The 16,570-nt window shown below is 62.0% G+C and carries 16 protein-coding genes and 2 pseudogenes; 15 read left to right on the top strand and 3 right to left on the bottom strand.

Features of this window, described 5'->3' with window-relative positions:
* Position 1: 1 nt before the first annotated feature.
* Together FHT87_RS05455 and FHT87_RS05450 are read right to left on the bottom strand one after the other, a co-directional pair.
* Entirely contained in the window at positions 2–502 is a 501-nt protein-coding gene (locus FHT87_RS05455; protein WP_183727243.1) for a cupin, read from the bottom strand.
* A gap of 194 nt (positions 503–696) precedes the next feature.
* A complete protein-coding gene (locus tag FHT87_RS05450) occupies positions 697–1,593 on the bottom strand; it encodes a LysR family transcriptional regulator (RefSeq protein ID WP_183726119.1) in 897 nt (298 codons plus the stop codon).
* 181 nt (positions 1,594–1,774) lie between these two features.
* Here FHT87_RS05450 and FHT87_RS05445 point away from each other — a divergent pair, with 181 nt between their 5' ends.
* The 15 genes and pseudogenes from FHT87_RS05445 to FHT87_RS31120 form a co-directional block, all read left to right on the top strand.
* Positions 1,775–2,605, top strand: coding sequence for a 3-hydroxybutyrate dehydrogenase (locus FHT87_RS05445; protein WP_183726117.1), 831 nt, complete (start codon positions 1,775–1,777; stop codon positions 2,603–2,605).
* Between the two features lie 59 nt (positions 2,606–2,664).
* Positions 2,665–3,708: a patatin-like phospholipase family protein gene (locus tag FHT87_RS05440; protein WP_246698034.1), complete on the top strand. Its 1,044-nt coding sequence runs from the start codon at positions 2,665–2,667 to the stop codon at positions 3,706–3,708.
* 224 nt (positions 3,709–3,932) lie between these two features.
* Positions 3,933–4,202: a DUF2282 domain-containing protein gene (locus FHT87_RS05435; protein ID WP_183726113.1), complete on the top strand. Its 270-nt coding sequence runs from the start codon at positions 3,933–3,935 to the stop codon at positions 4,200–4,202.
* A 31-nt stretch (positions 4,203–4,233) separates the two neighbouring features.
* A complete protein-coding gene (locus FHT87_RS05430) occupies positions 4,234–5,259 on the top strand; it encodes a DUF692 domain-containing protein (RefSeq protein WP_183726111.1) in 1,026 nt (341 codons plus the stop codon).
* Positions 5,249–6,031, top strand: coding sequence for a putative DNA-binding domain-containing protein (locus tag FHT87_RS05425; protein ID WP_183726109.1), 783 nt, complete (start codon positions 5,249–5,251; stop codon positions 6,029–6,031). Before FHT87_RS05430 ends, FHT87_RS05425 begins: the two co-directional genes overlap by 11 nt.
* Positions 6,032–6,045: 14 nt before the next feature.
* The gene (locus FHT87_RS05420) at positions 6,046–6,519 is read left to right on the top strand and encodes a DoxX family protein (RefSeq protein ID WP_183800089.1); all 474 of its coding nucleotides are present in this window, start codon (positions 6,046–6,048) and stop codon (positions 6,517–6,519) included.
* Positions 6,520–6,522: 3 nt separating this feature from the next.
* Positions 6,523–7,842 (top strand): NAD(P)/FAD-dependent oxidoreductase, encoded by a 1,320-nt coding sequence (locus tag FHT87_RS05415; protein WP_183800086.1) that lies wholly within the window; start codon positions 6,523–6,525, stop codon positions 7,840–7,842.
* Positions 7,832–9,691 (top strand): adenylate/guanylate cyclase domain-containing protein, encoded by a 1,860-nt coding sequence (locus tag FHT87_RS05410; protein ID WP_183800084.1) that lies wholly within the window; start codon positions 7,832–7,834, stop codon positions 9,689–9,691. Before FHT87_RS05415 ends, FHT87_RS05410 begins: the two co-directional genes overlap by 11 nt.
* A gap of 18 nt (positions 9,692–9,709) precedes the next feature.
* The gene (locus tag FHT87_RS05405; protein ID WP_183727241.1) at positions 9,710–10,093 is read left to right on the top strand and encodes a DUF3307 domain-containing protein; all 384 of its coding nucleotides are present in this window, start codon (positions 9,710–9,712) and stop codon (positions 10,091–10,093) included.
* An 825-nt stretch (positions 10,094–10,918) separates the two neighbouring features.
* Complete coding sequence (locus tag FHT87_RS05400; protein ID WP_183800081.1) at positions 10,919–12,004, top strand: ABC transporter substrate-binding protein; 1,086 nt, start codon at positions 10,919–10,921, stop codon at positions 12,002–12,004.
* A 1-nt stretch (position 12,005) separates the two neighbouring features.
* Positions 12,006–13,058 carry an iron ABC transporter permease gene (locus FHT87_RS05395; protein ID WP_183800079.1) on the top strand — a complete coding sequence of 351 codons (1,053 nt, stop codon included), beginning with the start codon at positions 12,006–12,008 and terminating at the stop codon, positions 13,056–13,058.
* Positions 13,055–13,813 (top strand): ABC transporter ATP-binding protein, encoded by a 759-nt coding sequence (locus FHT87_RS05390; protein ID WP_183800076.1) that lies wholly within the window; start codon positions 13,055–13,057, stop codon positions 13,811–13,813. Before FHT87_RS05395 ends, FHT87_RS05390 begins: the two co-directional genes overlap by 4 nt.
* A complete protein-coding gene (locus tag FHT87_RS05385) occupies positions 13,810–15,120 on the top strand; it encodes a hypothetical protein (RefSeq protein ID WP_183800073.1) in 1,311 nt (436 codons plus the stop codon). Before FHT87_RS05390 ends, FHT87_RS05385 begins: the two co-directional genes overlap by 4 nt.
* Positions 15,113–15,622 (top strand): hypothetical protein, encoded by a 510-nt coding sequence (locus FHT87_RS05380; RefSeq protein ID WP_183800070.1) that lies wholly within the window; start codon positions 15,113–15,115, stop codon positions 15,620–15,622. Before FHT87_RS05385 ends, FHT87_RS05380 begins: the two co-directional genes overlap by 8 nt.
* A 404-nt stretch (positions 15,623–16,026) precedes the next feature.
* Positions 16,027–16,226, top strand: a pseudogene (locus tag FHT87_RS31120) (hypothetical protein); the annotation flags it as partial.
* 234 nt (positions 16,227–16,460) lie between these two features.
* Here the strand turns inward: FHT87_RS31120 and FHT87_RS31115 are convergent.
* Positions 16,461–16,556, bottom strand: a pseudogene (locus tag FHT87_RS31115) (helix-turn-helix domain-containing protein); the annotation flags it as partial.
* Positions 16,557–16,570 lie beyond the last annotated feature (14 nt).

Raw genomic sequence — 16,570 nt, 5'->3', positions numbered from 1 at the left:
GTTACATAGCTGCGTCATCGCCGTGCATTTCCGGGCTCAGTATGTCGGAGGAATAGAGCACCGCCGGAACTTTGCCGTTGTTCTTCCACCAGTGGGAGAGATGGCCGAACTCGGCTGTAACCTCGCCCTTCTTGTGCCGGATCGGCACCTTGCAGGTGCTGCTGTATTCGGTGATCGAGCCGGAGATGATCAGGATATTTGCCGGGCGCATCTCGTGCGAATGCCAGGGAACGATGCCGCCCGGCTGCACGACGAGCTTGCGCATGCGCAGCATGCTGCCCTTCCAGGCGTCGCCCTTGGACGAGAGATCGATTGTCTTGATCACAGTGTCGGTAACGCCCTTCGGCATCATCGGGCCAGGCTTCATGCCATCTTCGGCGACTTGATCGGCTGGGCATTCGCCGGCGAGGGCGGACGTGGCGGGCAGGCCGGCGCCGAAGGCCAATGCGGCCAAGGCAAGGGCTGCGAAGGAAAGGCGGTCGGTGTTCAATACGGGCTTCATCATCGGTTTCTCCTTGTTGGAGCTCGGCGAGGACGGTGCCGAGCATGTGCAAAGACTGGCGGAGCCCCGACCGAAAGAGAAATGCCAGATGCTTCTGAATTTGATAGCTGTGGGCTATTGCCAACCGCGGCGCGAACGCCGAATGCCCGGTGGTTTGCCAGGCTGTGTTCGCCACGGGTCTTAATATGAGGTCGTCAGTGCGAACGGCTCATTGAGTTTGCCCAGCCGTAGGATTTTACGGCGCCGACAAAGACCGAAACCGCCGGGGAGAAGCGGCGGCCCGCGACGGTCACGAGACAGACGTCACGGAAGACCTCCGGTTCCGCGACTGGTCTCACTTGCAATCCGGGAATGACGGCGCTGTATTCGGGAATGAAACAGATGCCAAGGCCGCCGGCGACCAGGTTCTGGATCCAGTCCTCGCGTTCGCTGGAATAGGAGACGAGCGTCTTAACGCCTTGCGCATCGCAGAGGTCCGTGAGGTAATCCCAATATTCGCAGTTGACGCGACGCAAGTAGACTTCACCGTCGATCGCCGCAATAGGAATGGCATCGTATTGGCTAAGTCGGTGGCCGGCGGGGAAAGCGAGCATGAACCTCTCGCGAAAGAGCGAGGTTACGTCGAAGCGTTCTGGAAAGCTCGTTGCCGTCGACATCAGCGCCACATCGATTTCGCCGGTCTCCAGCAGATCGGACAGGCGGGTGGGCACGCCCTCGATCAACTGCAGCTGGACACCCTTGTGGCGCATGTTGAAATCGGTGAGAAGGCCGGTAAACCGGCGCGGGCCGATCGTGCACATGATGCCAACTTTGAGATGTGCTTCGCTGAGACAGAGAAATCGTGACGCCTCCGTACGCACACCCGTCAACTCGTCCTGGATCTGCTGGAATCGCGGGCGAAGCAGGTTGCCGAGATCCGTTATGTGCGTCAGGTTGCGCTCGCGGCGGAACAACAGGCCACCGACCTCGTCCTCGAGCTGCTGGATGGCACGACTGAGAGCCGGCTGGGTGACATTGCACTTTTCCGCCGCGCGCGTGAAGTTGCGCGTTTCGCACACGGCCAGGAAGTATCTTATATGATGGATATCCATGGCCGCCCCTCGGCATGAACTCGATTTGCGATGCCCTCATATTCTCCGCGGGCGGCATTCTCCTCCAATGCCATGGATTTATCAATTCCATAGCAGACCGGCATTTCTAAAGCGAAGGTCCGTCATTCACTGTGATTACAGAACGCGCCAGACGGCGTAGTCGATCGTAGTGGAGAGAGCTATGCTGAACGCCTTTGATCCCGAAACTGATACTCTCGTCGGCCGCAAGCCCTTGGAGGGGCGCAGCGCCATCGTCACCGGCTCGACCAGCGGGATCGGCCTCGGCATTGCACAAGCGCTTGCGAGGGCGGGGGCCGCCGTCATGCTGAACGGTTTTGGCGACCCGGCCGAGATCGAAATGCTGCGCGCCGGCATTGCCGCCGATAACGATGTCGACGTCGCCTATGATGCCGCTGACATGACGAAGCCGGAAGCCATCCGCATGATGGTCGAGAGGGCGGTGGCGCGATTTGGGCAGGTAGATATTGTCGTCAACAATGCTGGAATCCAGCATGTTTCGCCGGTCGGCAAGTTTCCCACGGAAAAGTGGGACGCCATCCTTGCCATCAATCTCTCTTCCGCCTTTCATCTCGTCCGGGCAACGTTCGACAACATGTGCGCTAGGCGCTATGGCCGGATCGTCAACATTGCCTCGGCCCATGGATTGATCGCGTCACCCTTCAAATCCGCCTATGTGGCGGCCAAACACGGCATTGTCGGCTTCACGAAGACGATCGCGCTCGAAGGGGCGGAATATGGGGTGACATGCAACGCGATCTGCCCCGGCTATGTCTGGACGCCGCTTGTCGAACATCAGATCGAAGATCAGGCGAAGTCGCATAACATCGCGCGGGATGCGGTGATCCGAGAGGTCTTCCTGAAAGACCAGCCGACGAGGCGGTTTGCCACCGTTGAAGAAATGGGCGCGCTTGCTGTCTTCCTCTGCGGCGATCTTGCCGGATCGATTACGGGCACAGCGATCCCTGTCGATGGCGGCTGGACCGCGCACTGAACCCATCATTCGAGAAAAGGGTGGCAATCATGAATAAGCATGTAGGAACACGGCCCGGAATGCAGCTCGAATCTTCGGCCGCCAAGCGCGAGCCCCGGACGATCAATCTCGCCCTTCAGGGCGGCGGTGCGCACGGCGCCTTCACCTGGGGTGTGCTCGATCGGCTGCTGGAGGAGCCCAGCCTTTCATTTGAAGGCATTGTGGCGACCAGCGCCGGCGCGATGAATGCCGCGGTCATGGCTTACGGTCTGGCCGAGGGCGGTCGAAGCGGGGCGCAGACGGCGCTCGCCAATTTCTGGCGCCGCGTCAGCCACGCGGCCGCATCCGGACCTTTGCAGCCGAGCTTGCTCGATCGCCTTACCGGCTCGAAATCGCTTGAGTTCTCGCCGGCATTCATCATGTTCGACCTGGTCACCCGGTTGATGTCGCCCTACCAGTTCAACCCGTTCAACTTCAACCCGCTGCGCCGGGTACTGGAACAGTCGATCGATCTCGAGGCGATCCGGATGGCGCGCTGCCCCGTCAAGCTCAGCGTCTGCGCCACCAACGTGCGGACCGGCAAGGTCAAGGTGTTCGGCAATGACGAATTGTCTATCGATGCCGTTATGGCATCCGCCTGCCTGCCTTTCCTGTTCCAAGCGGTTGAGATCGACGGAGAAGCCTATTGGGATGGCGGTTATATGGGAAATCCCGCCATCTTTCCGCTGATCTATGGCTGCAACACCCCCGATGTCATCGTGGTCCACATCAATCCGATCGAGCGAGCGGACCTGCCGCGCACGGCTGGAGAAATCCTGAACCGTATCAACGAGATAAGCTTCAATTCATCGCTGCTAAGAGAGATGCGCGCGGTGGCGTTCGTCACGCAGCTGATCGACGCGGCGCCGGAACCGCCGCCCAATCTGAAGCGGATTTTCGTGCACGGTATCTCCGATGACGAGACGATGAAAAACCTCAGTGTTTCGAGCAAGCTGAATGCCGACTGGGGCGCGCTCGTGGACTTGAGGGATCGCGGCCGGCAATGCGCCGACCTATGGCTGCAGGTCAATTATCAGGACATCGGCAAACGTTCGACGGTGGACATCCGCGAGCGCTATCTCTGATCCCTTTGGCATTTGCACAAATTCTGCCTCCCGCCGCAAATGCCCACCTTGAGCCCTCCGTTCAGCTGCGGAGGGCTTCTTCTTGTCGCCAACTGTCGACGCATAGAGGCGGCGTATCGAAACCATGCAGAGACAGCATTTCAGGTGAAGGCTCGCTTCTGGGAAGCTCAGGACAGTCGAGCCGATGACGGTTTGACCTCACGCAACAACCCAGGAGATTTCTCATGAATGCCACCCGTCTTCTCATCAGCTCGGCCCTTGCCGCCGCCGCCTCCGTGGCAGCAGGCAGCGCCTTTGCCGGCCCGACTGCCAAGCCGGATTTCTCGTTTGAAAAGTGCTTCGGCGTTGTCAAGGCCGGCCTGAACGACTGCCAGACGGCCAGCCACTCCTGCGCCGGTACGTCCACCGCTGACAACGCCAAGGACTCGTGGATCTATGTGCCGGCCGGGACCTGCACCAAGATCACCGGCGGAAGTAACGAACCCAAGGCCTGACCTTTCTCTGCTTCAACCAAAGGAGTCATCGATGTCCAAGATATTTCCGAGCAATCCGGTGCCAACCGCGGCGGGCATCGGTCTTCGCTCCCAGCATATCGGCGAAATGCTGTCTCGCCGCCCGTCGGCGGGATGGCTTGAAGTCCACGCGGAAAACTACATGGGCGACTCTGCGGCCGTCGACGCGCTCGAGCGGCTGCGGGAAAGCTATCCCTTGTCTATTCATGGCGTCGGCCTTTCACTCGGGAGCTACTCCGGCCTCGACCGCGATCATCTTGAGCGCATGCGAAAGCTCTGCCTGCGCTTCCAGCCAAGCCTAGTGTCCGAGCATCTCGCCTGGAGCGCCGCCGATGGCGCCTATCTGAATGATCTTCTGCCGCTGTGTTACGATGCCGAGGCGCTCGGCATCGTCGCCGCCAATGTCTCGCGCCTGCAGGATACGCTCCAGCGGCGCGTCTATATCGAAAACCTCTCTGCCTATGTCGCCTTCGAGGGATCGACGATGACCGAGGCGGAATTCCTCACCGAACTCGTGCGCCTGACCGGTTGTGGCTTGCTCCTCGACGTCAACAATGTCTATGTCTCGGCCTCTAATCTCGGCTTCGACGCCAAGGCCTTCATCGACCAGCTCCCCGCGCGCGCCATCGGCGAGATTCATCTTGCGGGGCACGCGGTCAACGAGGTCGAAGGCGATATCGTGCTGATCGACGACCACGGTTCGCGCGTTCCGCCGGCGGTTTGGTCGCTCTATGCCTATGTGATCCGCAAGATCGGCCCGCGTCCGACGCTCATCGAATGGGACACGGATGTGCCCACCCTCGACGTCCTGCTCGGCGAAGCCATGTGGGCCGATATGCTGGCGCAATCGATTGCCTTCGAAGACCGGATGCTGGCGGAAAGGCCGGCACCCCCGACGAGCCGCTTTGAGGGCATGATCCTGCCCCTGCGGCCCGACAGTCCGAAGGGACCGATGCCGGCGCTCGCCGCGCTTGCGACGATCAAGCCGTCCGTCTTCGCCAACCATTCCGGCGCAAGGAGGATTGGCCATGCTCTCTAGTTGCGCCCTGCAGTCGAGGATCGCCCAAGCCATCCTCCGCAACGATGGCGGTGATCTCGCGCCAGTACTGGCGAAAGGGGCTTTTGACCCTTTGCGTCGGTTCAACATCTATCGCAACAATACGTTCGCCTCGCTAACGGCGACCTTGATCGCGGTCTTTCCGGTCACGCTGAGGCTTTTGGGCGAGGACTACTTTCGCTACGCTGCCGGCGTTTTCATCCGCAACAATCCGCCGCAGGAGGCGCGGCTTGTCCGCTATGGCGGCAATTTTTCCCGCTTTCTGGCAGTCTTCGAAGACATCCGCTCCATGCCCTTCATTGCCGAGACGGCGCGGCTGGAATGGATGATCGCCGAGGCGCTCGACGCGCCGGCGCTGCCTGGCTGCAGCCTGGAGCAATTGGGTGACGGCGAAGCCGATACCGCTCCTGAGCTTTTTCTTCAGCCCTCGCTGCGCCTGCTCGTCTGCCGTTGGCCAGCGCTGGAAATATGGTCGGTACATCAAGCCGGCGGAAATGTCGAAGCCCTGGCGAAGCTGAGCCGCAGGCCGGAGCGGATCGCGCTCTGGCGCTGCAACGAGAGCATGCGGTTCCTGCGCCTCGATGCGGGGCATTTCGCTTTCCTGCATGCGCTGAAAAGGCGTGCAGGCCTGGAGGTGGCCGTCAGCCGCGTCCTCGCCCGTGCTCCCGGCTTCGATCTTGCCGGTGCGTTCGGCGGCCTCTTCGCAGAAGGCCTCGTCACCCGCATTCGCCACATAACGCTCGCAACCCATTGAACAGGATGGAAATCATGACCATGATGTCTCCTTCTTCGACACGCCACAGAAGCGGCATTGCCGGGTTCTATGTCTCCGCTCTGGAGCGGTTGAACAGTGTGCCGCTCTCGCTCGTGCAGCTCGTCTCACGCCTTGCGGTCGCTCAGGTCTTCTGGCAGTCGTCGCAGAGCAAGCTTGCCTCCTGGCCGGCGACGATCCAGCTGTTCACGCTCGAATACCAGCTGCCCGTCATCGATCCCGGCGTGGCCGCCGTGCTCGCGACGACCGCCGAAGTGAGCGGCTCGGTTCTGATTTTTCTCGGTCTGTTCTCTCGCCCCGCCGCCCTCATGCTGCTTGGCGTCATCTTGACGATCCAGCTCCTCGTCTACCCGCAGAACTGGCCGGACCATTTGCTCTGGACGGCGCCGTTGCTGCTGATCCTGGCGCGCGGGGCCGGCACCGTTTCGCTCGACTATCTGGTGGCTCGCTTGTTTCCGAGAGGGCGCTGAGCCATGCGCGCCGCGATCGAAGAAGCGCGTGGCGGTTCGCCCCTCATGGATCCGCAGGCACGTCAGGCGGTGGTTCGCCGTCCGAGGGTCGTCATCCTTGGAGCCGGATTTGGCGGCCTCGCCGCCGCCAGGGGGCTCCGCCGTGCGAACGTGGATATAACGGTCATCGATCAGCGCAACTATCATCTTTTCCAGCCGCTGCTCTATCAGGTGGCGACGGCCGGGCTTTCGCCGGCGCAGATCGCCATGCCGATCCGTCGCATTCTTTCCCGGCAATCCAATGTCGGGGTGCTGATGGAGCGTGTCGAGGGGATCGACAAGGAGAGCCGGATCGTCGAGACCACCGCCCGGCGCATCGCCTATGACTATCTCGTCGTCGCCACCGGGGCGAGGCACGCCTATTTCGGAAAGGAAGAATGGGCAGAGACCGCACCCGGCCTGAAGACGATCGCCGATGCGACCGAAATCCGCGCCCGGATTCTCTCGGCCTTCGAGCGCGCCGAGGCAACCGAGGACGAGGCCGAGTGGGAGCGGTTTCTCACCTTCGTCGTTGTTGGCGGCGGCCCGACAGGCGTCGAACTGGCGGGCGCCATCGCCGAACTGGCAAGGAAGGTCATCATCCGTGACTTTCGGCGCATCGACCCGTCGTCGGCGCGCGTGGTGCTTGTCGAAGCCGGCAATGTCGTCCTGCCGGCCATGCCACTGGCGCTGTCCGAGGAAGCCCGGCGACACCTGGAGATGCTTGGCGTCGAAGTGTCGCTCGGGGAAGCGGTTACGCGCTGCGATGCCGAGGGCGTCGGGCTTGCCGGCGGCGGTCAGATCCGGTCATCCTGCGTGCTGTGGGCGGCCGGCGTCATGGCTTCGAGGGCGGCGAAATGGCTAGGTGTACCGGCCGATCGCGCCGGCCGTGTCCATGTAGACGGGAACCTCAACCCACCGGACAGCAGCGATATCTTCGTGATCGGCGACACCGCTGCGGTCACCGACAAGAACGGCAGGCTGGTTCCGGGAGTTGCGCCGGCCGCCAAGCAGATGGGCGAGCATGTGGCCCGCGCCATTCTCGCCCGCCTCGATGGCCGGACCATCGGCCCGTTCGGCTATCGCGATTTCGGCAATCTGGCGACCATCGGGCGCAAGGCGGCGGTCGCCGATTTCCGGCGCATCCGGCTCTCGGGTTTTTCCGCCTGGCTGGTCTGGAACATCGCCCATCTCTGGTTTCTCGTCGGTTTCCGCAATCGCGCCGTTGTGTTCGTGGACTGGGCGCTGGCCTATGTCTGCTATGACCGCGCCGCCCGTCTGATTACCGATCGCCATGAACGCTAGACCATTCCCACGAATGAAAATGGCGCGTGCGGTCACCGCACTATTACTGTTTGCGGTCTTGTCGACGGCGGCGCTCGTTCATTTCGTCTGGTATCGTGCTGCGACCCAGAACATCGAAACGGTGGTCGCCAGCCTCGATGCTCAGAGCACTGCTGCGGTCAGCAACGAGCTCGCTTCAAACCTGGCTCTGGTTTCGAGCAGTGCCGAGATCGTCAGATCGATCTTCTTTCAAGGGGCGATCAGGCCAGACGACGAGGTGAAGCGTGAGTTTCTGTTCTTGTCGCTGCTGCGTGAACAGCCGGCGATCGCCTGGATTGGCTTCGGCTTCCCGGATGGCGGTTTCTTCGGGGCGCACGCTCTGCCGAACGGCGAGATCGAAATGGTGGACATCGGCCAGGCAGCGCCGGGCAAGCCGCGCCCGTTGCGCCGCGATCTCTACAAGCCGATACCCGGCGATATCTTCTTCGAAAATCGCCTGAAGGCCGAGAGCGTCTACGTTCCGGAGGGTTCGCCATGGTACAGACTCGGCCGGAGCAGCGCGGAAGCGGCCTGGAGTTTCGTCAATATCCTTCCGAACGGCTTCGAGCCGGCGATTGTAGTCTCGAAGAAGGTCGAGGTCTTCGGGCATTTCGAGGGTGTGGTGATGGTGGCGGTCAGCCTGCATCGTCTGTCGGCCATCCTCAGAGGGCTCAAGATGCCGGAAGGCAGCAAGGCCTTCGTTCTGGCGCGGGACGATGCGGTGCTGGCGACGTCCGAACCATCCGACGGTATGGTGGCTGCTCATCTTAAGGATTTCGCCGCCTCCGACGCCCTGGCCGTGGCAGTCGCCCTGGCCGCGAGCCGCGAGAAGGCCGAGGGGTTCAGGACGCTGGTGGCAAGCAAGGCGCTCGGGCCGGTTTTTGTATCATCGGGCAAGTTGCCGTTCGAGGACTGGCGGCTGGTCACCGCGATACCGCGGGCGACCTTTGCCGGTGATATCGACGCCAGTACCAAGCGGCTGATCTTCATCATCGGCGGCATCGCCACGCTTGCGGCCGTGACCGCGGTCCTGTTTGCCAGAATCCTCTTTGCCCGGCCGCTCTCGCGCCTTGCCGAACAATTGCACCTGATCGAGAGGTTCGAACTCGACGCGGTGGAGCATCGCCCGGCGCTGTTGACCGAACTCGACGATTTCTCCTCCGCTCTCAAGCGGATGTCGAGCGGCCTTTCCGCGTTTGCCCGCTTCATGCCGGTCGAGGTCGTTCGTCCCCTTGTCGATGGCGGTATCGCGCCGCGTCCAGGGGGCGAACTTAGGGAGATAACGGTGCTGTTTGCCGATCTGCCGGGATTTACGGAACTCACCGAAGAACTCGGTGCCGACGTTGAACCAAGCCTGACGCGCTTTTTGACCCTTTCAATTGCAGCGATTCATGCCGAGGGCGGCACGGTAGACAAATTCATCGGCGATGCGGTAATGGCGATCTGGAATGCCCCTGGCGATGAGCTAGATCACGCATTGCGCGCCTGCCGCGCCGCAGCGGCGATCCGCGACGCGATGCATGCCATGACGCCGATAGCACCCAAGCACGATGCGATTCGCGTGCGGATCGGTATCAACACCGGCGTGGCGCTAGTGGGCAATATCGGGTCGACCGAACGCCTTAGCTATACCGCGATCGGCGACGTCGTCAACTTGGCGAGCCGGCTCGTTGGCGTGGCCAAGGACAAGGGCGTGGAGATTGCGCTGAGCGACGAAACGCATCGACGATCGCGTGGCCTTCTTGACGCAAGGCTTCTTGGCTGCGTCCGGATACGGGGGAAGATCGCGCCGGTCCGCGTACACACGATCGACCCAACTGTTCCGGGTTGAAGGGGGTGCGACTTGACCATGCTGCTCACCACGCTGATTTGGTTGCAGTTAAAGCATTTCGTGGCTGACTATGTGCTGCAACCCGAATGGATGATTAGCGGCAAAGGGAACTTCAGGAAGCCTGGAGCCTATGTCCACGCCGGCATCCACGCTGTCGCCACTGCGCCGGCCCTTTTGGTGTCAATTACGGATCCGATGTGGGTATTGGCCATTACCTCCGGTGAGTTTCTGGTCCATTTCCTCATCGATCATATAAAGGCCATCTACGGTCATCGTCGACCGCACCCTATCAACACGCGCACATTTTGGATGCTGCATGGCGCCGATCAACTGGCTCATCATCTCACGTATTCGGCGATTTTGGCGATCATGGTGTGCAATGGTGATTTCTTGACGAGATGAAGCGACTACGGCAGGTCGACTCTCGACCAGCGGAAATTTTAAAGTGTTCCACGTGGTCGCAATCGAAAGCTGGCCGTAGGTAGGAGAGACTTCGAACCGCCCTCGTCCATCCGAGTGATGAGTCTTCCATAGTGTTCTGCTGCGAGCTCGGTCGCCGAAACCTGCCAAGCCTCTTTTCCTGAGACGAAAATCATATTCGGCAGCCGACTCCTGTATGCCGAGAGATAAGATAGCCCTGTGGTGCTGCCCTGATGAATGTTTGGCCAAGGTCAAAACTACGTGCCCGTCGGTTCCAATCCCATCAACTGCCTGGATGCGGCCATTTTGATCGGTTGCAGAGCTTGGTTACGATCGAGCAGCGGCCAATGCATCCAACATGATAGCGATCCTCGCGAGATCATCTTCGTTTAGCACTTCGACTGCGGAAGCGATGCGCTTTTGAAGATTCCGTTTGGCGCTCTTCGCGGGCTTGTTCACTTCGTTCGATACAGCAGCAGGGCTGCCGTTGGTTGACTTCCCTTCAAGATCCCTGAGATCAGAATACTCGGCGTGGCATGGTTGCTACGCTCGATCCTGTTCATTCAATAGCCTCGGGATCGGTATCGGGACCTCTTCCGAAAGAGGATTTGAGGTACAAAACAGTCCTCTCTGATCTCCATGGTCGAAAGGCCTCTGATGCGACCACGTTGTTGCTGTCAGAAGCTCCCTAGCAATTCACGATGTTTGGGACGACCACTCGTGTGATGACAGGCACCTCAAATATCTTGACAAAAGAAATCATATTTACGAATTGATGTGCGTCACTGAATTTTTTGAGGGGTTTTTATGCTTTTCAGACGGAACGAGCTCGCGATCACAGTTGCATTGGTTTTCACTCAGCCACTCGCCGCAACCGCCGATCCGATCACCATCATCGATCATGAAAAGCGCACCGTCACACTGCCAAAGCCGGTCGAGCGGATCGCCTCGATCCCGATTCCGATGGCCTCGACCATCATCGCCATGGACGGCGGAACGTCAAAGCTGGTCGGCATGAACCCGACCGCCAAGTCGGCGATCGTCGAGGGCGTGCTCGGCAAGATCTTCCCCGAGGCCAAGGACATTCCCTCCGACATCACCGCGCCGAACTTCATTCCGAACGTCGAGGAACTGGCAACCACCAATCCCGAACTGGTAATCCAGTGGGCCGATCGCGGCCCGGACCTGGTCGACCCGATCGTCAATGCCGGCCTGACCGCGCTTTTGATCTCCTACGGCTCGGAAGAGAAGACCAAGCAGTACCAGGCGATGGTGGCGACCGCGATGGGCAAGCCCGAGCGCGCGCAGATGATCAACGGCTGGCGCGACCAGGTGGCCGCTGAAATGGCAGCCAAGTCGAAGGACATTCCGGCCGAGAAGAAGCCGCGCATCCTCTATCTCGGCCGCGCGCTGGAAAGCCTGACCGCCTCCGGCGACAAGGGCAACTACGCCGCCTTCTACGTCAATCTGGCCGGCGCCGTCTCCGTCTCGGCCAATCTTGAGGGCCAGGGCACGACGATCAGCCCCGAACAGATCGCCGAATGGAACCCCGACGTCATTCTCCTCAACAGTTTCGAGGCCAAGCTCGGCCTTGGGCGGATCTATGACGACCCGATCCTGTCGCTGACCAAGGCCGCCCAGGACAAGCGCGTCTACAAGATGCCGCTCGGCGGCTATCGCTGGGACCCGCCGAACCAGGAAAGCCCGCTGACCTGGATGTGGCTTGCCAATCTCATGCATCCCGACATCTTCCAGTACGACCTGCGCGGCGAGATGAAAGAGGCCTACAAGACGCTCTACGACTACGACCTGACCGACGAGGACATCGACGGCATCCTGTGGGTCGGCATGCAGGGCGATGCCACCGACTACGCCCAGTTCAAGGCGAAGTAAGATGGCGATGGCGGCGACGGAAAGCGGGCGCCGAAGCCTGATCGGCCTCAGGATCGGCGCGTTCGGGCTGATGGTGCTGGCGCTGATCGCCGCCATGCTGTTTTCAATAGGCGCCGGGCGCTTTTCCGTCGACGTGCCACGGATCGGCGAGATCCTGCTGGCGGCGATCCTCAACCCGGATGCCGCGCCGACCCAGATGGACGAGCGCATCGTGCTGCTGGTGCGTCTGCCGCGCGTGCTTCTGGCGGCGCTGTCGGGTGCGGCGCTCGCCGTCGGCGGGGCGGCGCTGCAGGGCGTGTTCCGCAATCCGCTGGTCTCGCCGCAGGTGCTCGGCATCAGCCAGGGTGCCGCCTTCGGCGGCGCGCTCGCCATCCTGTTCGGCTATTCCGGCTTCGTCCTGCTCGGCATGGCCTTCCTGCTCGGCCTGTCGGCGCTGTTCCTGGTCGGGCTCCTCGCCCGCATCAACGGCCGCACCGAGGTGATCACGGTGATCCTCGCCGGCATGATCGTCGGCGCGCTGTTCGCGGCCCTGGTGTCCGTCGTGCAGTTCGTCGCCGACCCCAACACCTCTCTTCCGGCCATCGTCTACTGGCTGATGGGCTCGTTTTCGACCGCCACCTGGCCACGCCTGTGGCTCGCCGTGCCGGGCATGGGCCTTGGCCTCCTCGCCGTCTGGCTGTTGCGTTACCGGCTCAACCTGCTGGCGCTCGAGGAGCAGGAGGCGCGGTCGCTCGGCGTCAATCCGGATCGCGAGCGCTGGTATATCTTCGGCGCCATTTCGCTGATGACCGGAACCTCGGTGGCGGTAGCCGGCATCATCGGCTGGATCGGGCTCGTCGTGCCGCATGCCGCGCGCATCCTGGTCGGCGAGGATCACCGTGCGCTGATCCCGGCCTCGGCCTTGCTCGGCGCCGCCTATCTGACGCTGATCGACACCATGGCGCGCACCCTGACGGCGGCCGAAATCCCGCTCGGCGTGCTGACGGCGCTGGTCGGCGCGCCGGTGTTTGGTTACCTGCTGCGCCGCCATTTCAAGGAGACCAACCGCACATGATCGGCCTTGAAGACGCCTCCGTCTCCTTCGGCGCCCGCACGCTGTTTTCCGGCATCAGCTTCACCGTGCCGGTCGACCGTTCGATGGCGGTGCTCGGTCCCAATGGTCGCGGCAAGACCACGCTTCTGCGCGCCCTGCTTGGTTTCCAGCCGCTGGCCAGGGGTCGCCGCAGCGCGCCGAAAATCTCCGGCTATGTGCCGCAGCACGGTGCCTCGCAGGCCAAGCTGTCCGGGCTCGACGTCGTCGTCATGGGTCGGGCGGCGAGGCTTGGCCTGTTCGGCCAGCCCTCGGCGGACGACCGCGCGGCGGCCGAGAAGGCGCTGGTCGAGGTCGGCGCCAGCCATCTCGCCGAGCTTCGCTACGACCGCATGTCCGGCGGCCAGAGGCAGATGGTGCTGATCGCCCGCGCCATCGCCACCGGTTCGCCTGCCCTGATCTTCGACGAGCCGACCTCGGCGCTCGATCTCGGCAACCAGTCACGCACGCTGGAACTCCTCAATTCGCTCCGGCTTCGCCGCGACAAGGCGATCCTGTTCACCACCCACGACCCAAACCATGCGCTGGCGGCGGCCGACGACGTGCTGCTGATGATGCCGGGCGGGCGCGAAGTCCACGGCACCGTCGCCGATATGATCGAGCCCGACAAACTCTCCGAGCTCTACGGCGTGGCGATGCGCTGGGTGGAGGTAACCGGACCGACGGGCGAGACGCGCCGGGCAATCCTGCCGGCTTTCGCCGGAATAGAGGCAGCATGAGCGCGATCTATCTGAAGTCGACCTATGAGGCCCCGTCCGAGGCCGTGAAGGCGGCCGCGGTAGAGGGTCTGGTGACGATCGTCGAGCAGCCGGCGCTGACCGCCGACATGCTTCTGGCCCACAAGGGCCTGATCACCGGCAACCAGTTCGACCAGAACGCCATGCTGCTGATGCGCGAGGCGCTCGCCGCATTCCTCGATGCCGGCGGCCGCTGGTTCTTCAACGGCCACATGGTGCGGCCGCTGGTCGACGGCATGAGCCAGTACCGGCCGATCGAGGCGCCGAAGCGCGCCGATTTCGACCTTTCCTCGGTCAACGCCCATCCGCTGTTTTCCGGCATCGAGCTTGCGAAGATCGAGACCAACAAGGGTGTGGCGGGCTTTTACGGCCGGGGCTGCAATCCGCCACCCGAAGGCGCGGTGGCGGTCAACGGTCTCGGCGCGGCGCAGGTGCCGGTCGACTGGGTCTGGGAGCGGCCAAGGGGCGGGCGGATCTTTTCCCATGCCGGCAATGATCTCGGCTCGATGGGGCTCGAATGGAACCTGTCGGGCGAGCTGACGCGGCGCATGATCGACTGGACGCTTGGCGGCCCCTGCCTTGACCCCTGGCCCTCGGCACCCTCGTCGCCGGCGGCCGAGCTGCCGCTTGCCGCGCCCGAAACCTATGGCGGCATGCGCGTGTCGAGCCGAACGGGACGGCGCTTCGTCGCGCCATCGTCCGGCACCTATTACAACATCCGCAGCCTTGAAGGACCGCGCTACACCCAGATCTTCGACGTCATCTGCGCGCCCGAACATCTCGCCGACATACTGCGTCCCGACGACATTCTCTGGGTTCCGTGCCGCACGCCGGCGCAGCGCATGATCGCCCAGAAACCCGTGCTCGCGCGCCATCTGGCCGCCGGCGGCACGGTGGTGGCGCTCGGCGAGAGCCGTTCCGATCTTTGGCTGCCGCATGTCGACTACACCGGCACGCCGACGAATTGGTGGTGGTGGCTCGATCCGGCCGCCGATCTCGGCGTGCGCGTCACCGAGGCCGCGGCCAGCCATCCGCTGATGGCCGGCATCGGCGACAGGCAGGCGACCTGGCACCTGCATGGCTGGTTTGTCCCGCCGGTCGGCGCCACGGTGCTGGCCCGCGACGGTGAAGGCCGGGCGATCCTCTACGAGGACAAGGTCTCGACCAAGGGAACGATGATCCTCTCCTCGCTCGACCCGATGTTCCACCACGGCTCGCATTTCATGCCGGCCACGACCCTTTTCCTCGACAGCTTCGTTCCCAACCTGAAAGCCTTCGCAGATGTCTAATGCCATTACCGTGCTCGACAACGGCCACCCGATCAGCTTCACCTTCGACGGCATCAACGCCTATCACGGCGGCGGTTTTCCCGGCGGCGTGGCGCATGCGCTGAAGGCGATGCAGGCGGCGTTTCCGCTACTGTCCGACACGCCGCCGGAACGGCGCGAAGTGACAATTGTGACGGCGTTTTCCGGTCCCGGCGGACGCGACGCGCTGGAAATGGTGACCCGGGCGCTGACCGAGAGACGGCTGACCGTCGACAAGTCGATCGGCGGCAAGGACATCATCACCGATCCGCCCGGACCTTACGTGTTCCGCTTCAGCTATCGTGGTCGCACCGCTGAAGCCGTAATCAAGCCCGGGCACGTGAAGGAAGAGTTCGTCACGCTGGGCGCTAAGAAGGACAAGACGCCCGACGAGGTCGCCCGCCACGAGGAGTTGAAGGCGGAAATGGCCTATCGTCTGCTGCCTATCCCTGCACATGAGGTGTATGGCGTCAGGACCTTTTGATCCGGACCGGATTGAGGATCCAACGTATCGTGCGTGAATAACTGCGGTCAGAGTTTGTAAGCTTTTCCTGCACGCTGTTCCACGTTGTCCGCGAGCAGCGGGCTTTCCGTCAGGGCCTTGATCAATCGGTCGAATGGCATAGCTACTCGACCACGACCTTGGCGCAGTTGGGCTCCCTCGAGGCATGATAGGCGGACCTTCTCGCAGCAGCGCGGGGCCAGTCGCTACGGAGTTACGAAGCTGCCGGGCTGGAAGTGATCAATCCCTGGTCCCGATAACGACAGAGTGGATCGAGGTGTCGTAGGTTTGTATCGGTTCAAGGCGATAAGCTAGCACCCTATCCTCTCGATCGTTATACTGTTTTTGAAAAACGGTATAACACCGAAGTCGAGCTTTTGAAGTCCATCGACCTCATATCGGGCGATGCCCGCCGAGCTGGGTCAGCGCTCGCTCGACCCGCTTGGACGGCCGATTTTCCCCCGGAAGGTCGGTTCACCTCGGCTAACATCAAGGGGCGCAAGTACTGGTACTTCGACATCCAGATAGGCATGGTGATACGAAACGTCGTTACGTCGGCTCTGCTGATGATCCGGATATCGCGCAGGGATGCTTGGCTTCGTTGTCCAGCACGATGCGAACGGCTCGTTTGTGTTTAAGCATGCAATGTTGCCCCCTTTTTGGAGTGCGCGCCTGAGGGTGGACAATGATCACGCCGCTGTTTTGCCAATCTTCCGGATGTGTTGATCCTCGGATTGCGGCGGGTCCCAGATAATGAAGCGCCAAATAAAGTCTGCGTTTGTTGTAAATCATCCTTGATGAAGTATGGAAGGTGTTCGGTCAGCGCCTGTTTGCCGACAAGACGTCCCAGCGCGGCGATGCGGGCTTCGTATTTCTGGATGAGGTCGGCGGCTTGAGCGTCATCATCGAACGCGCCTTGCGCCCTTCTGT

The organism is Rhizobium sp. BK316 (assembly GCF_014193695.1).
In the GTDB taxonomy this organism is placed as follows: domain Bacteria; phylum Pseudomonadota; class Alphaproteobacteria; order Rhizobiales; family Rhizobiaceae; genus Rhizobium.
This window is presented reverse-complemented; position numbering and strand designations above follow the sequence as displayed.